Source organism: Alkalibacillus aidingensis, assembly GCF_014595945.1.
GTDB lineage: Bacteria > Bacillota > Bacilli > Bacillales > Alkalibacillaceae > Alkalibacillus > Alkalibacillus aidingensis.
Map to the genome: position 1 here is coordinate 53,896 of NZ_JABXWU010000005.1, position 20,875 is coordinate 74,770.

General features: G+C 37.4%; 19 protein-coding genes, 1 tRNA gene and 1 other annotated feature. Of the genes, 3 read left to right on the forward strand and 17 right to left on the reverse strand.

Annotated elements, in window-relative coordinates; all coding sequences use genetic code 11:
- The first annotated feature begins 37 nt into the window (after positions 1 to 37).
- Positions 38 to 1,321, forward strand: coding sequence for a LysM peptidoglycan-binding domain-containing protein (locus tag HWQ49_RS09555; protein ID WP_188207393.1), 1,284 nt, complete (start codon positions 38 to 40; stop codon positions 1,319 to 1,321).
- Here the strand turns inward: HWQ49_RS09555 and HWQ49_RS09560 are convergent.
- The 7 genes from HWQ49_RS09560 to HWQ49_RS09590 all read right to left on the reverse strand — a co-directional run bounded on the left by HWQ49_RS09560 (position 1,314) and on the right by HWQ49_RS09590 (position 6,699).
- Positions 1,314 to 2,072 (reverse strand): DUF3891 family protein, encoded by a 759-nt coding sequence (locus HWQ49_RS09560; protein ID WP_188207394.1) that lies wholly within the window; start codon positions 2,070 to 2,072, stop codon positions 1,314 to 1,316. The two genes, HWQ49_RS09555 and HWQ49_RS09560, sit on opposite strands and share 8 nt — an antisense overlap.
- Positions 2,073 to 2,278: 206 nt before the next feature.
- Entirely contained in the window at positions 2,279 to 4,000 is a 1,722-nt protein-coding gene (gene acsA, locus HWQ49_RS09565; RefSeq protein WP_188207395.1) for an acetate--CoA ligase, read from the reverse strand.
- Between the two features lie 275 nt (positions 4,001 to 4,275).
- Positions 4,276 to 4,572: a rhodanese-like domain-containing protein gene (locus HWQ49_RS09570; protein WP_188207453.1), complete on the reverse strand. Its 297-nt coding sequence runs from the start codon at positions 4,570 to 4,572 to the stop codon at positions 4,276 to 4,278.
- 273 nt (positions 4,573 to 4,845) lie between these two features.
- Positions 4,846 to 5,325, reverse strand: coding sequence for a DsrE/DsrF/DrsH-like family protein (locus tag HWQ49_RS09575; RefSeq protein WP_188207396.1), 480 nt, complete (start codon positions 5,323 to 5,325; stop codon positions 4,846 to 4,848).
- A gap of 54 nt (positions 5,326 to 5,379) precedes the next feature.
- On the reverse strand, positions 5,380 to 5,607 hold the full coding sequence (locus tag HWQ49_RS09580) for a sulfurtransferase TusA family protein (RefSeq protein WP_188207397.1): 228 nt from the start codon (positions 5,605 to 5,607) through the stop codon (positions 5,380 to 5,382).
- 96 nt (positions 5,608 to 5,703) lie between these two features.
- Positions 5,704 to 5,964 carry a metal-sensitive transcriptional regulator gene (locus HWQ49_RS09585; protein ID WP_188207398.1) on the reverse strand — a complete coding sequence of 87 codons (261 nt, stop codon included), beginning with the start codon at positions 5,962 to 5,964 and terminating at the stop codon, positions 5,704 to 5,706.
- A 180-nt stretch (positions 5,965 to 6,144) separates the two neighbouring features.
- On the reverse strand, positions 6,145 to 6,699 hold the full coding sequence (locus HWQ49_RS09590) for a CotY/CotZ family spore coat protein (RefSeq protein ID WP_188207399.1): 555 nt from the start codon (positions 6,697 to 6,699) through the stop codon (positions 6,145 to 6,147).
- A gap of 170 nt (positions 6,700 to 6,869) precedes the next feature.
- On the opposite strand from HWQ49_RS09590, the gene HWQ49_RS09595 reads away from it, so the two are divergent.
- Positions 6,870 to 7,523 (forward strand): deoxynucleoside kinase, encoded by a 654-nt coding sequence (locus HWQ49_RS09595; protein ID WP_188207400.1) that lies wholly within the window; start codon positions 6,870 to 6,872, stop codon positions 7,521 to 7,523.
- Entirely contained in the window at positions 7,520 to 8,191 is a 672-nt protein-coding gene (locus tag HWQ49_RS09600) for a deoxynucleoside kinase (RefSeq protein WP_188207401.1), read from the forward strand. The genes HWQ49_RS09595 and HWQ49_RS09600 overlap by 4 nt, the downstream gene beginning before the upstream one ends.
- A gap of 45 nt (positions 8,192 to 8,236) precedes the next feature.
- On the opposite strand, the gene HWQ49_RS09605 is transcribed toward HWQ49_RS09600, so the two are convergent.
- From HWQ49_RS09605 to gyrB, 10 genes are all read right to left on the reverse strand, one after another.
- The gene (locus HWQ49_RS09605; RefSeq protein ID WP_188207402.1) at positions 8,237 to 8,638 is read right to left on the reverse strand and encodes a bactofilin family protein; all 402 of its coding nucleotides are present in this window, start codon (positions 8,636 to 8,638) and stop codon (positions 8,237 to 8,239) included.
- A gap of 14 nt (positions 8,639 to 8,652) precedes the next feature.
- On the reverse strand, positions 8,653 to 9,603 hold the full coding sequence (locus tag HWQ49_RS09610) for a M23 family metallopeptidase (RefSeq protein WP_188207403.1): 951 nt from the start codon (positions 9,601 to 9,603) through the stop codon (positions 8,653 to 8,655).
- 122 nt (positions 9,604 to 9,725) lie between these two features.
- Positions 9,726 to 9,818 (reverse strand) — tRNA-Ser (locus HWQ49_RS09615).
- A 402-nt stretch (positions 9,819 to 10,220) separates the two neighbouring features.
- Positions 10,221 to 11,498: a serine--tRNA ligase gene (serS, locus tag HWQ49_RS09620; protein ID WP_188207404.1), complete on the reverse strand. Its 1,278-nt coding sequence runs from the start codon at positions 11,496 to 11,498 to the stop codon at positions 10,221 to 10,223.
- Positions 11,499 to 11,590: 92 nt separating this feature from the next.
- Positions 11,591 to 11,816 (reverse strand) — a binding site (T-box leader).
- A 42-nt stretch (positions 11,817 to 11,858) separates the two neighbouring features.
- Complete coding sequence (gene pdxT, locus HWQ49_RS09625; RefSeq protein ID WP_188207405.1) at positions 11,859 to 12,461, reverse strand: pyridoxal 5'-phosphate synthase glutaminase subunit PdxT; 603 nt, start codon at positions 12,459 to 12,461, stop codon at positions 11,859 to 11,861.
- Positions 12,462 to 12,473: 12 nt separating this feature from the next.
- Complete coding sequence (pdxS, locus tag HWQ49_RS09630; protein ID WP_188207406.1) at positions 12,474 to 13,358, reverse strand: pyridoxal 5'-phosphate synthase lyase subunit PdxS; 885 nt, start codon at positions 13,356 to 13,358, stop codon at positions 12,474 to 12,476.
- Between the two features lie 43 nt (positions 13,359 to 13,401).
- Positions 13,402 to 14,727, reverse strand: a complete 1,326-nt coding sequence (locus HWQ49_RS09635) for a serine hydrolase (protein WP_223155102.1) — start codon at positions 14,725 to 14,727, stop codon at positions 13,402 to 13,404.
- A gap of 531 nt (positions 14,728 to 15,258) precedes the next feature.
- The gene (locus tag HWQ49_RS09640; protein ID WP_188207407.1) at positions 15,259 to 16,323 is read right to left on the reverse strand and encodes an HD-GYP domain-containing protein; all 1,065 of its coding nucleotides are present in this window, start codon (positions 16,321 to 16,323) and stop codon (positions 15,259 to 15,261) included.
- 28 nt (positions 16,324 to 16,351) lie between these two features.
- Positions 16,352 to 18,814 carry a DNA gyrase subunit A gene (gyrA, locus tag HWQ49_RS09645; protein ID WP_394810772.1) on the reverse strand — a complete coding sequence of 821 codons (2,463 nt, stop codon included), beginning with the start codon at positions 18,812 to 18,814 and terminating at the stop codon, positions 16,352 to 16,354.
- Between the two features lie 122 nt (positions 18,815 to 18,936).
- On the reverse strand, positions 18,937 to 20,859 hold the full coding sequence (gene gyrB / locus HWQ49_RS09650) for a DNA topoisomerase (ATP-hydrolyzing) subunit B (protein ID WP_188207408.1): 1,923 nt from the start codon (positions 20,857 to 20,859) through the stop codon (positions 18,937 to 18,939).
- Positions 20,860 to 20,875 lie beyond the last annotated feature (16 nt).

The window sequence follows — 20,875 nt, forward strand, 5'->3', positions numbered from 1 at the left end:
ACATTCTATTAGAATAAATTGGAAAGGAGTGTGCTTGTTGCTCATTCATGTCGTTCAACAAGGCGATTCGGTTTACTCACTAGCCAATCGTTATCAAGTCGCACCGAATGAAATTGTTGAGATTAATCAACTTGACCAAGCAGATGGTTTAGTCATCGGGCAAGCTTTAGTCATTCCAGCAACTCAGTATACCGTACAAGAAGGAGATAGTCTTTACTCCATTGGCCAAAGGTTAAATATACCTTATGAGGAATTGGCATCCTATAACCAGATTGACCCTAATGTCCCATTAGAAATCGGCCAAGTATTACAGCTACCTGAGCCTGATCGTCCACCTATTACGTCAAACGCATATATTGAACCCATAGGTGACTCCGTCAGTGAAACACTTAGACAGTCTGCACAAGCAAGAGCACCTTATTTAACTTATTTAGGCCCATTTAGTTATGAAGTTAATCCTGATGGTTCATTAGTTCCACCACCACTTGCTGATATCCCGACAATTGCTCAAAATAATAATACAGCATTAATGATGGTTGTGACAAACTTAAGAGAAGGTGAATTTGATCAGGAATTAGGTCGGACGATTGTGACCGATCAAAATGTGCAGGACACTTTATTCAATGAAATTATTCGAATCTCTAATGAAATAGGTTATGAAGACATTCACTTTGACTTTGAATTTCTCCCACCTGAAACAAGAGAAGACTATAACCAATTTTTACGCCGAGCAAGAGAAGCATTAAGCCCACATGGACTGTTAATTTCTACAGCTTTGGCGCCAAAGACACAAGCTGACCAGCCTGGTGCTTGGTATGAAGCACATGATTATCAGGCGCACGGTGAAATTGTGGACTTTGTCGTACTTATGACATATGAGTGGGGATATAGTGGTGGTCCCCCAATGGCTGTCGCTCCTATTGGGCCCGTTACCGATGTTGTCGAGTATGCCCTAACAGAAATGCCAGCAGATAAGATCTTATTAGGGCAAAATTTATACGGCTATGATTGGACATTGCCTTTTGTCGAAGGAGGAGAATTCGCCGAAGCCATTAGCCCAAATCAAGCTATCCAAAGAGCTAGACAATACAATCAATCAATCGAATATGATGAGGAAGCACAAGCACCTTTCTTCTTCTATTGGGATGAAGAAGGTGAGCAGCATGAAGTCTGGTTTGAAGACGCACGGTCTATTCAAGCCAAATTTGATCTAATCAAAGAATACAACCTCAAGGGAATTAGCTACTGGAAACTCGGATTAGCTTTTCCACAAAATTGGGTGTTATTGGACTATAACTTCAATATTGAAAAGATCATTTAATCGTTACTTCACGATGCTTTTCTGGTGCTATTTGATAGGCTTGTGATAAGCCTTGTTCTTGAATTAAATCTTTACGAACCGTCTTATATGGAATTTGAACCGTAAACACCTCAATAAACGGATTAGGGTTAACACTAATGGTTTGCTCATCTAACCAACGGGCTTCTATTCGGTTATCAATACCAGGGAATTCCTGTCTGAATCCATTTTTAAACATTGGATGCTCTTGTTCTTTTGGAACTCCTGGTTTATTTAAGCAAAGATATAACGATAAATCATCGCAAAATTGTAACAGGTGGAAATGAAACCGTGTTATTCTTTCCGGCACTTGTGTAGACATTAGTTCCTTAATTCGACGTTGTCTTTCTATTTCCCGGGAAATGAACATGGAAATAGTCGAATCAGTTGAGTCTTTATCAAAAAAAGACAAATAATGTTGACTACACAATATAACTGCATACTCAGATTGTTCTTCTACTTGATCAATTCCTTGGCTGTAATGTTCGATCTTAGGTATCAATGGGTAATCCATAAAAGAATGAGGGGCATTTTTCTTTGAATTCCATATCGGACTTTGATCTAGAGGGATCCAGGCACAATCATGATTCTTTATTGCATACTCAACTTCTCGACGTAAGAAATCACCTATAAATAACTCAGCTTTCCAATGCTTAGCTGCTTCCCCACTTATAATGGCATGATCGTGTTGTTTCACCATTTCAAAATCGTTATGATGCTCTGAGACAATCATATGATCACTCCTGATCTTTTTAGATAAATTTGTAGAGACTTAGAGAAAAAATGAAGTAATTTAAAGATGGGTAACTTCAAAATCATGTATAATTATTCCCTGCAACCTCCTCTGTAAAACCCTAATAGTTCCCCCTTACAACGACCGTCAGAGAGTGAATACAACGTGTGAAAAAAGGTCCCGAGCTGATGCTCGGGACCTTTCTATTACTCTTCTAATGTTGATGTATCACCTTCTGGCAATCCAAGCTCTCTTGATTTTAATAATCGGCGCATGATTTTCCCGCTTCTTGTTTTTGGAATGCTATCAGTCACTTCAATTTCACGTGGAGCTGCATGTGCTGCAAAACCAGTCTTAACAAACTGTCGAATCTCTTCTAATAGCTCTTCAGATTCTTCATAACCATCATTCAATGAAATAAAAGCTTTAATGATTTCCCCACGCTCTGGGTCTGGTTTACCTATAACACCTGCTTCTGCTACCGCCTCATGTTCAATTAACTTACTTTCGACTTCAAATGGACCAACACGTTCACCAGATGTGTTAATCACATCATCTAGACGTCCTTGGAACCAGAAGTACCCATCTTCATCACGATAAGCACTATCTCCAGAAACATACCAACCATTGATAAAGTAGCTTTCATACTTTTCAGGGCGCTTCCAAATGGCACGCATCATAGAAGGCCACCCTTCTTTAATAGCTAGATTACCCATTTGATTGGGTGGGAGCTCATTCCCTTGGTCATCAACAATGGATGCTACTACACCAGGGATTGGTTTTCCCATTGAACCTGGGCGAATATCCAGAGTAGGGTAGTTACAAATGAGTTGAGCTCCTGTCTCTGTCATCCACCATGTATCATGAATTCTTAAACCAAAAGCTTCCATTCCCCAATGGATAACTTCTGGATTCAACGGCTCACCAACACTTAGAATATGACGTACACTTGATAAATCATGTCTTTGAACAGCTTCTTTTCCTGCACTCATTAATTTTCTAAAAGCAGTTGGCGCAGAATACCAAACAGTCACTTTACACTTTTCCAAAGCACCATACCAAGCATCTGGCGTGAAACGTCCACCAACAATGACATTAGTAACTCCGTTTAACCAAGGCGCAAAAATTCCATAGCTAGTTCCAGTCACCCAGCCCGGATCCGCTGTACACCAGTACACATCACCTTCTTGAAGATCTAAAACCCATTTACCAGTTTGATAATGTTGGATCATAGCGTTGTGAACATGGTAAACCCCTTTTGGTTTTCCTGTTGAACCAGATGTGTAGTGAATTAGCATCCCATCTTCTAAATCCACCCATTCAATCTCAACATCTTCACTAGCTTTATTCATCTCTTGATGATAGTCAATGTAACCTGGTGCAATTTTTTCTGAATCACCAACTAATACGACTTTTTTCAAATCGGGTAACTCATCCTGTGGGACACGACTTAATAATTCTGGTGTCGTGACTAACATAACTGCACCACTATCTTCTAAGCGATCCTGTACCGCTTGTTCCATAAAAGCTTCAAACAACGGACCTGCAATCGCTCCTACTTTCAAGATGCCTAAGAAACTAGCATAAAACTCTGGAGACCGAGGCATAAACATGAAGACGCGATCACCTTTTTCAATACCCTGGTCTTTTAAAACGTTAGCAAATTGATTACTTTGCTTACTCAAATCTTCAAATGTTAACTTTTCTTCACGGTCAGGCGCAACAAAATGTAAGGCTACTTGATCTTTTTTATTTGGATTTTCCGCGTGACGGTCAATCGCTTCATAGGCAATATTTACTTTACCTGTTTCATGCCAAGAAAAAGCTTTCTTGACCTCTTCCCAGTCAAAGTTTTGATAAGTATTCTCGTAATTTTCTAAGTTATGATTTCCTTTTTCTGCTTGTAAAACGCTTTCACTCACAACCATCACCTCTACTTTTAAATATTTATTGAAACAATATTTTGAAATTTCTAGTACTACTATTGTATAAAACATCATCGGTAAATAAAAGTAGAAAATTTAAAAAACTCACCTAATTTGGTGAGTTTATTGTTGTGATAGGCTATGGTAAATAGATACATAGCTGATTCTTTTTTTGAATTCTGTTGCACCCAGATCATACAACTTAGGCCTTTAATAAGTCCTTTCATACTAACAATAATTACCCTTACCTCTCATTATTCGAAGCAATAAAAGCATTATTATTCAACCGGACCTTCCCAGTCCAACATACCCCCAGCCATATTTTTAACCTTAAAACCTTGTTCTTCTAAATACTGTGTCGCTTGTCCACTTCTCCCACCTGATCGACAAATCATAATATATTCTTTATTTTTGTCTAACTCATTTTCGCGAAACTCTAATAGTCCTAATGGGATGTTCATCGCACCAGGAATCTTCCCTGTAGCTACTTCATCTGTCTCACGTACATCAATTAGATTTAGTGTTTCGTTGTTTTCAAGTCGCTGTTGTACTTCTTTAGTCGTTAATTCTTTCATCATTATTGTCCTCACTTTTTGAAATTTTGTTATTTATGCCACCTTATGAATGGCAAATTAAATCGCTCTGTTAAGGTCCGTTGTTGTAATGGTGATTTGCTTTCGGTGGACGCTTTCCGTGGGCACGGCTTCAGCTAACTTGGGAAGAAAAAGCACTTCCCAAGTGGATCTTCAGCTCGTGCTGTTCCCACAGGAGTCGCCACCTTCGCTTTTCACCATACAACAACTAAGAGCAACTTTTTAATCATCAACACTAAACTTTAACAGAGCAAATTAAATAAATAAGTTAATTGCTCCATCTTCTCCTTCGCCAATATAGGCAGCTACTCCACCGTACTCTATATCATCTAATAATTCTTCTTGTTTTAATCCTAATAAATCCATGGTCATCGTACAGGCTAATAAAGTAATTTCTTGCTCTTTGGCCATTGTGACTAGATCATCTAATGGCATTGCATTGTGCTTTCTCATCACATTCTTAATCATTTTTGGCCCCATACCAGCAAACTGCATTTTTGAAAGAGGCAAGTTTTCTGCTCCTTTTGGCATCATTTTACCGAACATCTTCTCCATAAATGTTTTACTTGGACGTAGTTTTTCGTTCTTTCTTAATACATTTAATCCCCAAAATGTATGGAAGATTGTCACCTTGTGATCATAAGCTGCTGCCCCATTTGCGATGATATAAGCAGCCATTGCTTTATCATAGTCCCCACTAAATAAAATAATATTAGTCTTCTTTTGTTCAGACATATCATAAACCTCCCCTCTAAATACCTATGTAGGTATTAGTGATAATAAAAAAATTTATCCTTTTCTAATATAAAACTTGTAAACTCCATTGTCCTCTTTTGACTCAATTAAATCATGACCTGATGATTTCGTCCAAGCTGTTAAATCACTTTTTGCACCTACATCTGTCGCATGGACTTCTAGCACCTCTCCACTATTAATGTCCTCAATTGCTTTTTTTGTTCTAACGATTGGCATTGGACATGCTAATCCTTTTGCATCAAGTGTTTTGGTAATTTCCATACCTCTATTCCCTCCTACATATTTTTTGAAATGCCACCATGGGTATACTAATAAATAAAATAAAATTTTCCATCCTAAACGTTTTTAAAAAGAAATTTATCTGCTTTTTACTAATAAATTAACTGCTTCTTTAACTCGATCGTCTGTGTTCTCTCCTTGTTGCTCAGCTTCACGAACACATTCGATTAAATTCTCGCTAACGATCACCCCAATAGTACGATCAATGGCAGTTCTGCTAGCAGAAAGCTGAGTGATAACTTCCTTACAGTCTTCCCCTTCTTCCATCATACGAAGAACACCACGTAATTGACCTTCTAATCGTTTAATTCTATTCTTAACTTTTGAATCGTATTCCATATTTAAAACCTCCCTTGAAAACATAAAAGAAAGTAGATTAATTAAATCTTATAACAAGAATCATATACCCATAATGGTATTTTGTCAAATAAGTATTTAATTCTTATTTTCACCTTATACAACACATTTATCAAATAAAATAAGCTGGTATCGAAAACGATACCAGCTTTGAAAGGAGATTTAGAAGTCATGACGATCTGCTGCTGCTAATCTACTTGGACTGAAGTCACCTACCGGCAAAGCTCTTACTGGTTCAAGACATGAGATTGCTACAAAGTCGCATAGATCAACTTTTACACAAACTCCTGTTCTTTGAAAGTCTGACGCATCACCAATGAAGTCACATACGTCTTTTTTCTTCTTGCGAGGGCACAGTCCGTTGCTATTTGCAGGCAGAAGTAATTCAAGGTCAGCACAGCAATCTTTGTGCACCTTACTTACTCGGAAAATAGGTGATTCGAAGCATTGGAAGCTTCTAGTATTATTAGCGAATGCCTGCACAACACCAGTTGCCCAGAATGGTTTACAATCCCCTTTACAATATAAGATAAAAGGAATTGTATCGTTACCGTTTGTTGTTGTTGCTGGTGACACTAAGTCTTGAATAGACTGTTTACAGCTAATGTCGCAATCGACTGGTTCATCAACTGCATCTTGTGCATCAGCAATTCTTCTTACTGTTTTACAAACACATTTACTATCCTTACAATCTAAGTCATGGCAATCTTCCCACATATTTTTCACTCCTTTATTGTGTCGTTACTACAAAATATGAGTGGTCTAAAAATGTGTATAGGTAAATGAAAGGCTTTAGTTAATCTTTCTTAAATCTAATAAATGTGTCCAATTTTGACGAAAAATTTGATATGATGGATAGCAGTAACATACAAGAAACGAATGGAGGAATGAATGTGAGATCGGAACAAGTGCCATTCATTGCTGTAGAAGGCCCTATCGGTGTAGGCAAAACCTCATTATCTAAGAAGATTGCCACACACTTTTACTTCCACCTACTAAAAGAGATTGTGGAGGAGAACCCATTTTTAGGCAAGTTTTATGACAATATTGAAGAGTGGAGCTTTCAAACCGAAATGTTCTTCTTATGTAATCGATATAAACAGCTTGAAGATATTGAGAAGCACTATTTAAGTCAAGGAAAGCCAGTTGTTTCTGATTACCATATCCTGAAAAATATGATCTTTGCCAAACGAACTTTAAAAGATCATCAATATACAAAGTATGAACAAATCTTCAACATACTTACACAAGATATGCCTAAACCGAATGTCATGATTTATATCTATGCGAGTCTAGATACACTATTAGAAAGAATTGAGATGCGTGGTCGTGAAGTCGAACAGAATATTCAACCAGCCTATCTTGAACAACTTTCACGAGATTATGAAGTATTTATGGATCGTTTTGAAGCGGAGAATCCTGATATCCCCGTTATTCGTTTAAATGGGGATGAATTAGATTTCGTTAAACATCAATCGGATTTAGATGACATTGTAACAATTGTTAAACAACACATTTATAAAGGAGAAGTTTTATCATGAATTATGCAGAACGCTTCGGGATTCCGAATGATGCGGTGATTACGATAGCTGGTACAGTCGGTGTAGGTAAATCTACTATGACTAAAGCTTTAGCTAATGCACTTCAATTTAGAACCTCGTTTGAAAAAGTTGAAAATAACCCCTATTTAGACAAGTTTTATTCTGACTTTGAACGTTGGAGTTTTCATCTACAAATTTATTTTCTAGCTGAACGCTTTAAAGAGCAGAAGAGGATTTTTGAATACGGGGGTGGATTTATTCAAGACCGTTCCATCTATGAAGATACAGGAATTTTTGCTAAAATGCATTATGACAAAGGAACGATGACACCAACTGATTATGAAACTTATACAAAGTTATTTGACTCTATGGTCATGACCCCCTACTTCCCTCATCCAGATTTATTAATCTATCTTGAAGGGTCATTTGATGATATCTTAACACGCTTAAGACAAAGAGGGCGTAAGATGGAACAAGAAACACCGATTGAATATTGGGAAGAAATGTATAATCGTTATGAAGAGTGGATTAATAATTTTAATACTTGTCCTGTTATGCGAATTAATATAAATGATTACGATTTATTAAATGATCAGACTTCAATCGAACCAATATTAGAACGAATCAGCCAGTTCATTCAAACGTCAAGGCAGTACATCAAATCATAAAAAACAACCGTCTAAACCCCTTAAATGGAGTTAGACGGTTTCATTTTAAGATGCAGGCTTCTCGCTTTGTTCTTGAACCTTGCCTTTACTCTTCTTTTGCTCATCTGTAATCATTTGACTATTACCTGTAAAAGTCCCACCTTCATCAATGACGAAGATCCTCATACTGATATCGCCATTAATAACTCCAGTTGATTCAATCTTTAACGAACCTGAGGCATGCACATCCCCGTTGATGGTACCAGCAACTGTTAAATCTCGGCCATGCACTTCGGCTTCAATTTTCCCATCAGAGCCAACCACAACATCACCCTTACAAGTGACACTTCCTGTTACTACACCATCAATACGTACACTAGCATCTGAATTTAAATTACCTTCAAATGTTGTTGCTCCACCAATAACCGTATCTACATTACTAATTTGTTTCTCTTGCTTCGAAAACATTTAATAACCACCCTTTATTCATTTAAAACTCGCTGTAAAAATGTCATATATGGATATGGATCGACTTCTTGATCTTCATGAAAAATTTCATAATGTAAATGCACACCTGTACTTCTACCAGTTGAACCCATCAGTCCAATCACATCACCCTGTTTAACTATATCGCCTTCTTCTACCATTAATTGACCTAAGTGTGCAAAGCGAGTCTCATAAGCATTAGGATGATTAATGATCACAGAAAGGCCATAACCCCCATCACGATCTGCAAACGTAACTACACCATCACCTGTAGCGTAAATATCTGTTCCCCATTCTGAGGCTAAATCAATCCCATTATGGTAAGCAGTTTGATTCGTAAAAGGATCAGTCCTTATGCCAAATTCAGAGGTAACTCGTTCTGTATCAGCAGGCCAATAGACCGGAACTGTCTCTAAATCACGTTTTACGTCTTCTAGCTCGTCTAGAACGAACTTATAACGATTAATTAAGTCCGGCACTTCTTCTTTTAGATTGGATAAGTCAATACTTACCTCTTCTTCAAGGTTGTCCAACTCTTTTGGATGCTTACTTGACTCATGATAAATTTCAATCCCACCTTGAGGGCCATCATCACTAACTGTACCAATCTCTTTAGGTTCTAAAGCGGAAACCATTTCAATTAACTGTTCTTCTAATGTCTTTAGTTCATTTAAATGATTCTCCACTTCTATTCGATCCTGTTCATATGTAGCTATTTGATTTTCTTGTTCTTCAAGTGACTGGTTGGCTTCTACTAATGAGGTTTCGAGTTCAGCTTGCTCTTGCGTCAAATCTTTAGTAATCGTAATAAATAAGACTAAACTGATAGACATAATCAAAAAGATAATCACTGAACAATATAGGAGGAACTTTGGTAAGGTAATTTGCTTAACTTGTTGGTTAGCATCTGACATGACAAGGACTTGCCACTTACTAAATAATTTCATTACAGGACCCAACCCTTTGACATGAAATTTATTTTTCCAATTTTTGAATTTTCTATACAAATTGATATAAAAAAAAGGCTACAAAGGATGTAACCGTCATTTTAATTTTACAAATATAATTATGGCGGAGGAGGAGGGATTCGAACCCCCGCGGGCCGTGAAGCCCCTGGCGGTTTTCAAGACCGCTCCCTTCAGCCGGACTTGGGTACTCCTCCGTAAGCTGACGAAATTAAATATATCACATGTTTCGACATGATGCAATATTTAATTTTAAATTTTAATCTTTTTCTTCTAACAGGCGCTAAATAGTTCTACATCAATCGACCAACGCTAGCTAGTATAACACACCTTTAAATATTTTATAAAGGGGTTTTTAACATTTTTTCTTGATAATAATTAAAACAAATGAGCGTCCTTTTTTTTAGGTCGAGGTGGCTCAAGTCGTGCCTCCAACAAGAGAGCTTTAAGTCAATCGCTATATTTTTTAGATGAAGAAAAAATCAAACCTAAGTTGTTACTCAACAAATATTTAGAACCTAAAAAAACCTGTATCTGTGACGGCGTAGTCAACTCTGATACAGGCTTTCGTTCGGCTCAGTGAGATTAAATGCTAGGAATTAGCGTGAAATCTTTTCAACATTCCCCATATATGGTCGTAATACTTCAGGAATTATGATTGAGCCATCTTCTTGTTGGTAATTTTCCAAAATAGCTGCCACTGTACGTCCTACTGCTAACCCTGAACCATTTAAAGTATGAACATATTCCGGTTTGGCATTTGTCTCAGGACGATAACGTAATCCAGCACGTCTCGCTTGAAAATCTTCGAAGTTTGAACATGAAGAGATCTCACGGTAATCATCATAGCTCGGGATCCATACTTCGATGTCATACTTCTTAGCAGCTGTAAAACCAAGGTCAGCTGTACACATATTCATTACTCGATAAGGTAGTTTTAATAATTGAAGTACTTTTTCTGCATGTCCAGTTAACTGTTCCAATGTTTCATAAGAATCTTCAGGTTTTACAAGTTGGACCAGTTCTACTTTATTAAATTGATGCTGTCTAATTAATCCACGTGTGTCACGACCCGCAGAGCCCGCTTCACTACGGAAGTTCGTGCTGAATGCTGCGTATTTCTTTGGTAGATCTTCAGCCGTTAAAATTTCATCACGGTGATAGTTTGTTACAGGAACCTCGGCAGTTGGAATTAAGAAATAATCCCAATCCTCTAGTTTGAAGACGTCTTCTTCAAATTTAGGTAACTGACCAGTTCCTGTTAAGCTATCACGATTAACGATTTGAGGTGGTAACATCTCTTCATAACCGTGCCCATCAGCATGTAAGTCCATCATGAAGTTGATTAAGGCACGTTCTAAACGAGCTCCTAAGCCTTTATAAAAAGTAAAACGGCTACCTGTTACTTTTGATGCACGCTCAAAATCTAATAAATCTAATTCTGTAGCGAGATCCCAATGCGCTTTGGTATCAAAATTAAAAGAAGGTACCTCCCCCCACTGACGAACCTCCTCGTTGTCATCTTCTGTTTCACCAATAGGGACAGAGTCATGAGGAATATTAGGAATAGAAAGTAATAAATCATTGAGTTTTTCTTCTACTTCTTTTAAATTCTCATCGATTTCTTTGACACGATCACCTACTTCACGCATTTCTTTAATTAGATGATCCGCATCTTTCTTTTCCTTTTTTAGGACAGAAATTTCTTTAGAGACTTCATTACGACGAGCCTTTAGCTCTTCTGATTCTTGAATATACTCTCTTCTTTTTTCATCCCATTCAACAAAGCGATCAAGTTCTCTTAGATCTTCACCACGACTTTGCATTTTTTCTTTAACTTCAGTAAAGTTTTGACGTAAGTACTTCAAGTCAAGCATGTTCATTCCTCCTATCATTACTATAGAGTAGACACTGTTCAGTTCAATGAGATTAAACAGGTCTATAATAAAAAAATCCCGTCCCTTACTTCATAAGGGACGAGATGATTCTCCCGCGTTACCACCCTTGTTGAAGAGAATATTCTAAATCCCCTTCCAACTCGGCAAGCTGTAACGGCGCTTCATCCGGATTAACTTACTCGTGTTTCGGTTAACCTGCTCCAGGATGGATTCACAGATTGTTTTTACTGGTTCGCAGCTACCACCAGCTCTCTGGAAAAAACAACAACTGTTACTAATTCCCTTCTACGCATTTACTTAATAACATCATGTCATAATTATATTAATAATATACCTGTTTTATTTAGCAGAAGCAAGTCTCTGACTCTTTGATTCATCCACCATCTTAACAAAGTAATCAACTAAACGATGGTCATCTGTTAATTCCGGATGAAAGGCTGTCGCTAAATAATGTTCTTGTCTAGCAGCGACAATTTTACCTTGATAAGTTGCTAGTACTTCTGTGTCCTCTTTAACTTCTAAAATATATGGGGCACGAATAAAAACAGCGTCAAAGTCATTCGCAACCTCTTTAATTTCAATAGTCGCTTCAAAACTCTCTTTCTGTCTACCAAAAGCGTTTCTTGCAACTACCATATCCATCAGTTTTAGGTGTGCATCGTTCTGACCTTCGATTTCCTTAGCTAATAAGATTAAACCAGCACATGTGCCGAAAATAGGCTTACCTGATTGTCCAAATGAAATGAGGGCATCAAGGAAATCGTAGCGATCAATTAACCGACGCATCGTTGTACTTTCGCCACCTGGTAAAATAAGTCCATCAACTTCTTCAAGTTGTTCTTTCTTCTTAACCACTATAGCCTGTTTGCCACAAGCTTCAATCGATTTAACATGTTCTCTAATAGCACCTTGTAAACCTAAAACACCTATTGTCGTCGTCATGATGACACTCCTTTACTCACTACGGTCTTGCATGCGATCATGATCTTCTAAAGTAGACATTTCAATTCCGGTCATAGCTGTACCTAGGTCTTTAGAAAGCTTAGCAATTAACTCGTAGTCTTGGTAATGTGTCGTCGCTTCCACAATGGAACGAGCGAACTTCTCAGGATTATCTGATTTAAAGATTCCAGATCCAACAAATACACCATCTGCACCTAATTCCATCATTAATGCAGCATCAGATGGAGTGGCAATACCACCTGCAGCAAAATTAACTACTGGAAGACGTCCTTCTTCTTGTACTTGTAACAACAGTTCATAAGGTGAGCCGGTTTCTTTCGCATACACCATTAACTCATCTTTAGCCATATTTTGAATTTGGCGAATTTGACTTTGAACTTCACGCATATGACGAACTGCCTCAACGATATTCCCTGTTCCTGGTTCACCTTTTGTACGTAGCATAGATGCACCTTCACCAATACGACGTAATGCTTCACCTAAGTTACGGCAGCCACAAACAAAAGGAACCGTAAAGTCATTTTTATCGATATGATAAAGATCATCTGCTGGTGTTAATACTTCACTCTCATCAATATAGTCAGCGCCCATTGCTTCAAGTACGCGCGCTTCTACAATATGACCAATTCTAGCCTTAGCCATAACTGGAATACTTACTGCGTTTAAAACTTCCTCTGTAATCGTTGGATCGGCCATTCTAGCTACACCACCTGCTGCACGAATATCAGATGGTACACGTTCTAAAGCCATAACAGCTACTGCTCCGGCAGCTTCAGCTATTTTTGCTTGTTCTGCATTAACGACATCCATAATAACGCCGCCTTTTTGCATTTCTGCCATTCCACGCTTCACTCGATTTGTACCGACATTTGTCATAATAAACTCCCCCTCAATTGCTCGTTATAAAATAAAACGTAAACTATGAAAATATACCTTTAATACTACTAAATAGGCCAACAAAAAAGTCGCCAATAGCCTGAAGGATTAACATAAACCAGTTTGATTTTTCGACTTCATCAGTTGTATAAACAGGAACTGTAATCGTCTCTTGATTTTCAGTAATATTACCGTAATCAATCTCTCCATCATATGTTAACACTAATTGACCAACTTCTAAACCTTCTTCTACGGGTGCCTCTAATGCACCATCTTCATTAAGTAAGGATTCATCTATGTCATAATGAACAGAGTACAGATCCTCCTCACCCTGTCTGATCACTTTTTCAATAGCTGATCCTGAAGCTATTTCTACTTCACTTTCTTTACCTTTTGCAACAGGTAAAGTGGATTCACCTTCAATTTGAAAGCCTTCCTCAAATAACACCTGACTAGTGAAATTTTCAAAACCATAGTCCAATAATTTCTCAGTTTCTTCAAAACGGGTTTCACGACTATCTGTTCTCATCACCACAGAGATTAAACGAGTATCATTTCTTTCAGCCGTACCAGTAAATGTATAACCAGCTAACTCAGTGTAACCTGTCTTTAAGCCATCCAATCCTTCATATGCATAATCTTCAATATGTCCTGGCATACCTGGAAGCATCCAGTTAAAGTTTAACATCTCATGTCCTTCAAATTCTTTGGTTGGCGTACCCGATACTTCTAGTGCATCAGGGAAATCATTAACTAAATGATAAGCTAAAATGGCCATCGATCTAGCTGAGAGTAAGTTATCAGCATCTGGGTCCGTTCCTTCAGGGTAGTTATCGCCTAAATGCGAATTTGATAACCCTGTTGAATTAACAAATTGAGCTTCAGGGAGCTCCATTTCTTCGGCTTTCTCGTTCATCATTTGAACAAATTCACCTTCACTGCCAGCAACTAATTCAGCTAAAGCAATCGATGTTGCATTATCTGAATAAATAGCCATAGCATCATATAATTCCTTAACTGTATATTCATTATCTAATCGTAGACCAACACCTGAAAAGTTTGGATCTGCTGAAATTGAATAAGCATACTCACTTATTTCAGTCTTTGTATCCCAACTAATCTCACCTTGTTCAATTGCTTCTAATACGAGATACTCTGTCATCACCTTTGTCATACTAGCTGGTGGTAAAGCAATATCTGCTTCTCTTGAATACAAGATATCCCCTGTATCAGCATTTATTAAAATGGCTGACTCTGCCTCTACATCTATTTCTGCTTGGATCGTTGTTGGGCCGACTAATAAAGACGCCAACAAGAAAAATGCAATTGTCGTTATCATCATGATGTTTTTAATTCTTGTTCGTTTCATCTCTTTTCCCCCATTTATTATTTTAAATCTATTGAATTAATAGTCTTCTATATGTGAAATAATTTGCCTTCTATATTATACAACATTTTAAATGGCTCAACATCGGAAATTTTTTAAAAAATAAAAATGTGAAAATAGGCTTATCCAGGTAATTGATTCAATATAGCTGGTGAGTTAAGTAATCAAAGGCTAAAAGGCTTTAGAAGTTATATTTTTATTGCCATTGAAAAGAAGTTGATTCCATAATAAAATGAACCATTCAACAATTAATGTTGGCGATTCATCTATAATTGCACATATTCAGTAATTAATAATTTGTATTCATCAATTATGAAAGGTGATTCATGAATAAAATTACGTATTCATGAATAAATCAAGCTATTCTCCAATAAAAACCCACATTCAATAATAAAAGAGCCGATTCATCAATCATCACGCCACGGCACTACTAACAAAACAAAAGGTTATTTTCTGCACATTCATCAATCATATGAAATTAAGAGCAACACTTTATAAAAGTGTTGCTCTTAATTATAAGACCTCTTCTATATACAAATCTGGATGATCATTAAGATTAATAATATCTTTACTCTGATCCAAGCGAATAAAAGGTCTAGTTGGATATTTTTCATCGGTAAAAACAATGGTGCCAATTTCATTATTCGTCAACCTAACATGGTTACCATTACCAAAGTTAACAATTGCTTTGACTAGTTCATCAACAACCTTCATATCTAACTTTCCGATTTGTCCCTTTGTCATTTCTTCGATCACTTTATAAGGAGATTCCTTACGCCGATAAATTCGTTCTGAGGTCATTGCATGAAATATATCACTAACAGCGATGATCCTGGCATACTGGTGAATCTTTCCTCGTTTAACACCGAGTGGATAGCCAGACCCATCTAAACGTTCATGATGTTGTAAAACGGCTAGTTTAACATCCTTACTTACAGCTAAATCATCAATCATACGGTAGGATTGAACAGGGTGTTTTTGGACGGTTTCATACTCTTCCTTTGTTAGCACCCCATCTTTCAAGTAAATATCATCTTTTTCTTTTAACATACCAATATCACTTAAATAAGCAGCAAGAGCTACTTTAAAGCGTTGTTCTTCGGAATAACCCAACTTTTTCGCAAGATAGGCTGATATAACAGAATTTGAAACCATGTGATGATAAAAGTATTGATGTTTATCATTATAATGGTATAGCTTGAGTAATAAGTCCCTTTTATTCTCACCTTGTTCTATTAAAGGGGCGATAGTGTTACGAACTTTTTGAAGGTCAATAACGGAATGCTTAGTCCAATTATTAAACATCGCCTTTGTCTGCTTAACAGCATCGACATATATTTCATAAAAAGATTTTTTGGATTCAGCATCTCCCGTACCCTCCGACTCATCTGCTTCAAATTGTTCTCCGCTTACTAGTTTATTGGCAACTATAACTTCCTTGACTTGAAACTTCTTAAGCACTTGGAGGTGTATTGGCTCAACTACCGTATTTTTTGGGATGATTGGTAATTCAGTTTGTCCCATTACATCTTTGATAATTAAACAACCCGGCACGATTTGATTAGGATGTACTTTCATAACCGATACACCTCTTTATAGTGATTAATTATTCCTCTTCATTAGCTTCTGTTTCTTCATGATTTTCACCATTACTTAATTCTTCATTAGTGAAATCATCATCTTCAACTTCCTCTTTTTCAACAGGGGCAACGGTTGCTACTGCCTCTTCATCATCTAAACGGATTAAACGAACTCCTTGTGTATTACGTCCAGTAATTGAAATGGATTCTGATGGCATACGGATTAACACACCATCTACCGTTATGATCATTAAATCCTCTTCTCCAGTGACAGGCTTCACAGCTACTACATGTCCATTCCGTGGATTTAACTTACAAGTCAAAATACCCTTACCTCCACGGTTTTGCATACGATATTCATCCTCAGGCGTTCGTTTTCCATATCCTTTAGAGGTAACGGTTAACACATCTACCCCTTCATTAAGAATTTCCATAGATACGACTTCATCCTGTTCATGAAGCGAAATACCTTTAACACCTGTTGCGGTTCGTCCCATAACACGAACATCACTTTCATTAAAACGGATCAATGAACCTTGTTTTGTACCAATCATAATATGCTTATCACCATCTGTTAACCTAACGGAAATCAGCTCGTCATCTTCTCGTAGATTAATGGCTTTTAAACCACCTCTACGAATATTAGCAAACTGTTCTAACGTTGTTCGTTTAGCAAGTCCATTTCTGGTTGTAAAGAATAAATACCAGTCGTCAACAAACTCATTAACAGTAATAACAGCATTGACCCACTCATCATTTTCGATTTCAATTACATTTATTAACGGGATTCCTTTTGCTGTCCGACTAAACTCTGGAATCTCGTAACCTTTTGCTCTAAACACTTTTCCTTTATTAGTAAAGAACAACAAAGTATCATGGGTTGAGGTTGAAAGTAAGTGTTCAACAAAGTCTTCATCGTGAGTATTCATACCTTGAATTCCACGACCTCCACGATTTTGAGATCGATAAGTAGTAGCAGGTAAACGTTTGATATAACCTCGGTGCGTTAATGTGACGATAACTGTTTCTTCAGGAATCAAATCCTCATCCTCAATCATATCCACTCCACCGACAACGATTTCAGTTCGGCGCTCATCATTGAAACGTTCTTTTAATTCTAATAGTTCTTCACGAATAATCTCTAATACTTTTTCTTCATCGGCAAGAATAGCTTTCAACTCACCAATTAAGTCAGTTACTTCTTTATATTCATTTTCTATCTTTTCACGCTCTAAACCAGTTAGGCGTTGCAAGCGCATATCTAGGATCGCTTGAGCTTGTTTTTCTGATAAACCGAAGCGATTCATTAACCCATCTCGAGCTGAGTCCGTTGTTTGTGATTTTCTGATTAACTCAATCACTTCGTCAAGGTGATCTAAAGCAATGCGTAAACCTGCTAAAATATGAGCTCTTGCTTCAGCTTTATCTAAGTCATATTGTGTTCGTCTGACAATAACTTCTTTTTGGTGTTCTAAATAGTATTCTAGAGTCTGTTTCAGATTTAATACTTTCGGTTGACCATCAACTAAAGATAGCATGTTGATTCCAAACGAAGTCTGTAATGCTGTTTGTTTATATAAATTATTCAGAACCACATTAGGGTTCGCATCGCGACGAATTTCGATGACAACTCGTAATCCTTCTCGGTCTGATTCATCACGTAAATCGGTAATCCCATCAATCTTCTTATCACGGACAAGTTCAGCAATTTTTTCAATTAGTCTAGCTTTATTCACCTGGAAAGGAAGTTCAGACACAATAATTCGTGACTTTCCATTAGCTTCCTCTTCAATATCAGCTTTAGAGCGTATGGTAATAGAGCCTTTTCCTGTTTCATACGCCTGACGAATGCCACTTTTTCCTAAGATTTGACCACCTGTAGGGAAATCTGGACCATGTACATAATCTTCCATTAACTCTGAAATTGTGATATCTGGATTTTTACTAATAGCTAATACGGCATCAATGACTTCACCTAATTGGTGGGGAGGAATATTAGTAGCCATACCAACGGCAATTCCCGAAGCTCCGTTTACTAACAGATTTGGGAATTTCGCTGGTAGGACAACAGGTTCCTTCTCTGCCCCATCATAGTTTTCCTCATAATCAATCGTGTTTTTATTAATATCACGCAGGATTTCCATGGAAATCTTGGACATTCTTGCTTCTGTATAACGCATAGCAGCAGCGGCATCTCCGTCAACAGAACCAAAGTTACCATGGCCGTCAACTAGCATATAGCGGAAGTTAAAGTCCTGTGCCATTCTTACCATCGCATCATATACAGCTGAATCACCATGGGGGTGATATTTACCGATGACTTCACCAACGATACGAGCTGATTTTTTATAAGCTTTATCTGCATGCATCCCCAAATCGTGCATCGCATAAAGAATACGTCGGTGTACAGGCTTTAGTCCATCACGTACATCTGGAAGTGCACGTGAGACAATAACACTCATTGCGTAATCTAGAAATGATGTACGCATTTCTTGGCTAATATTTATTTCTTGAACTTTTGGACGTTGTTGATCCAACAGTAATTACCTCCCTATTAGAAGAAACATAAGCGCCAAGTGTATGTGTTTAATTTGGCGCTGTAACTGACTATTTATATATCAAGATTTTGTACATAACGTGCGTTTTGTTGGATGAAATCTCGGCGTGGTTCTACTTGGTCACCCATAAGAATCTCAAAGATTTCATCTGCTTCCATGGCATCTTGAAGATTAACTTGTAGTAACGTTCTCGTTTCCGGGGACATTGTCGTTTCCCACAGCTGAGCTGGATTCATCTCACCTAGACCTTTATAACGCTGTAAGCCAACCTTAGGAGTTTTAGGGAGCTCTTCTAAAATACGCTCCATCTCCTGTTCATTATAAGCATAATAAACTTTCTTCCCTTGAGACATTTTGTATAAAGGTGGCTGTGCAATATAAACATAACCGTGTTCAATTAATGGACGCATATATCGATAGAAAAATGTTAATAGTAAGGTTCGAATGTGTGCACCATCAACGTCAGCATCTGTCATGATCACAATTTTATGATAACGAGCTTGTGATATATCAAATTCTTCACCAATACCAGTACCTAATGCAGTGATAATCGCACGAATCTCATTATTAGATAAAATCTTATCTAAACGAGCCTTCTCAACATTAATAATCTTACCACGTAACGGTAGAATTGCTTGAAAATGTCGGTCACGCCCCTGCTTTGCAGAACCACCCGCTGAGTCACCCTCAACGATATACAATTCACTTTGCTTAGCATCTTTAGATGAACAATCAGCTAATTTACCAGGTAAGCTTGAGACTTCTAATGCACTTTTACGCCGTGTCACTTCTCTTGCTTTTTTAGCAGCAATACGAGCACGTGAAGCCATTAGCCCTTTCTCAACAATTTTCTTTGCTACCTTAGGATGTTCAAATAAAAACTGTGAAAATTTATCTGAGAAGATTTGATCGGTAATGGTACGTACTTCACTATTACCTAACTTGGTTTTAGTTTGTCCTTCAAATTGTGGATCTGGGTGTTTAACAGAGATTATAGCTGTTAATCCTTCTCTAACATCATCACCAATTAAATTAGGATCGTTTTCCTTATATAGATTATTCTTACGTGCATAATCATTAATGACACGGGTTAAAGCTGTTTTAAAACCAGACTCATGTGTCCCACCTTCTGCCGTATTAATGTTATTAGCGAAAGAGTATAAATTACTGGCAAATCCGTCATTATATTGAACAGCAAATTCCACTGTAATATCTTCTAATTCACTTTCTCCATAAATCGGTTCATGCAAAGCCTCTCTTGCACGGTTTAAATGCTCTACATATTCCTTAATTCCACCCTCATAATAGAATTCTTCTTTTACTACTTCTTCTTGGCGTCGATCTTCAATCGAAATTTTTAATTTTTTATTTAAATAAGCTAACTCACGTGTACGATTAAGTAAGGAATCATAGGAATACTCTTGAGTTTCAGAGAAAATCTCTGGATCTGGCTTAAAATGTGTCGTGGTCCCTGTAAGATCAGTTTCTCCTACTACTTTCACTTCATCTTCTGGAACCCCACGTTTGTAACTTTGATAATAAACTTTTCCATCACGGTGTACGTAAACTTCACACTCACTAGATAACGCATTCACAACTGAAGCACCAACTCCGTGAAGTCCACCCGAAACTTTATATGATCCACCATCAAATTTACCACCAGCATGTAAAACAGTCATAATGACTTCTAAAGCTGGTTTACCAGCTTTTTTATGCATATCAACTGGAATACCACGACCATTATCAACGACTTTTATACTGTTATCTTCTTCGATGATGATTTGAATCTCATCACAATAGCCTGCTAAAGCTTCATCTATACTATTATCAACAACTTCCCAAACTAAATGATGCAAACCTTTTTCACTTGTTGATCCAATATACATACCAGGCCTTTTTCGAACCGCTTCAAGTCCTTCTAAGACCTGAATTTGACTAGCACCATAGTCTGTCTGTTGACCTAAATTACCTTCCATTGACATTATCTCACCT

Excerpts from the sequence above, each read along its gene's own strand:
- HWQ49_RS09560 (WP_188207394.1), bottom strand. The coding sequence starts at position 2,072 with ATGATTGTCTCAGAGCATCATAACGATTTTGAAATGGTGAAACAACAC.
- acsA (WP_188207395.1), bottom strand. The coding sequence starts at position 4,000 with ATGGTTGTGAGTGAAAGCGTTTTACAAGCAGAAAAAGGAAATCATAAC.
- HWQ49_RS09570 (WP_188207453.1), bottom strand. The coding sequence starts at position 4,572 with ATGAAAGAATTAACGACTAAAGAAGTACAACAGCGACTTGAAAACAAC.
- HWQ49_RS09575 (WP_188207396.1), bottom strand. The coding sequence starts at position 5,325 with ATGTCTGAACAAAAGAAGACTAATATTATTTTATTTAGTGGGGACTAT.
- HWQ49_RS09580 (WP_188207397.1), bottom strand. The coding sequence starts at position 5,607 with ATGGAAATTACCAAAACACTTGATGCAAAAGGATTAGCATGTCCAATG.
- HWQ49_RS09585 (WP_188207398.1), bottom strand. The coding sequence starts at position 5,964 with ATGGAATACGATTCAAAAGTTAAGAATAGAATTAAACGATTAGAAGGT.
- HWQ49_RS09590 (WP_188207399.1), bottom strand. The coding sequence starts at position 6,699 with ATGTGGGAAGATTGCCATGACTTAGATTGTAAGGATAGTAAATGTGTT.
- HWQ49_RS09595 (WP_188207400.1), top strand. The coding sequence starts at position 6,870 with ATGAATGTGAGATCGGAACAAGTGCCATTCATTGCTGTAGAAGGCCCT.
- HWQ49_RS09600 (WP_188207401.1), top strand. The coding sequence starts at position 7,520 with ATGAATTATGCAGAACGCTTCGGGATTCCGAATGATGCGGTGATTACG.
- HWQ49_RS09605 (WP_188207402.1), bottom strand. The coding sequence starts at position 8,638 with ATGTTTTCGAAGCAAGAGAAACAAATTAGTAATGTAGATACGGTTATT.
- HWQ49_RS09610 (WP_188207403.1), bottom strand. The coding sequence starts at position 9,603 with ATGAAATTATTTAGTAAGTGGCAAGTCCTTGTCATGTCAGATGCTAAC.
- serS (WP_188207404.1), bottom strand. The coding sequence starts at position 11,498 with ATGCTTGACTTGAAGTACTTACGTCAAAACTTTACTGAAGTTAAAGAA.
- pdxT (WP_188207405.1), bottom strand. The coding sequence starts at position 12,461 with ATGACGACGACAATAGGTGTTTTAGGTTTACAAGGTGCTATTAGAGAA.
- pdxS (WP_188207406.1), bottom strand. The coding sequence starts at position 13,358 with ATGACAAATGTCGGTACAAATCGAGTGAAGCGTGGAATGGCAGAAATG.
- HWQ49_RS09635 (WP_223155102.1), bottom strand. The coding sequence starts at position 14,727 with ATGAAACGAACAAGAATTAAAAACATCATGATGATAACGACAATTGCA.
- HWQ49_RS09640 (WP_188207407.1), bottom strand. The coding sequence starts at position 16,323 with ATGAAAGTACATCCTAATCAAATCGTGCCGGGTTGTTTAATTATCAAA.
- gyrA (WP_394810772.1), bottom strand. The coding sequence starts at position 18,814 with ATGCGTACATCATTTCTAGATTACGCAATGAGTGTTATTGTCTCACGT.
- gyrB (WP_188207408.1), bottom strand. The coding sequence starts at position 20,859 with ATGGAAGGTAATTTAGGTCAACAGACAGACTATGGTGCTAGTCAAATT.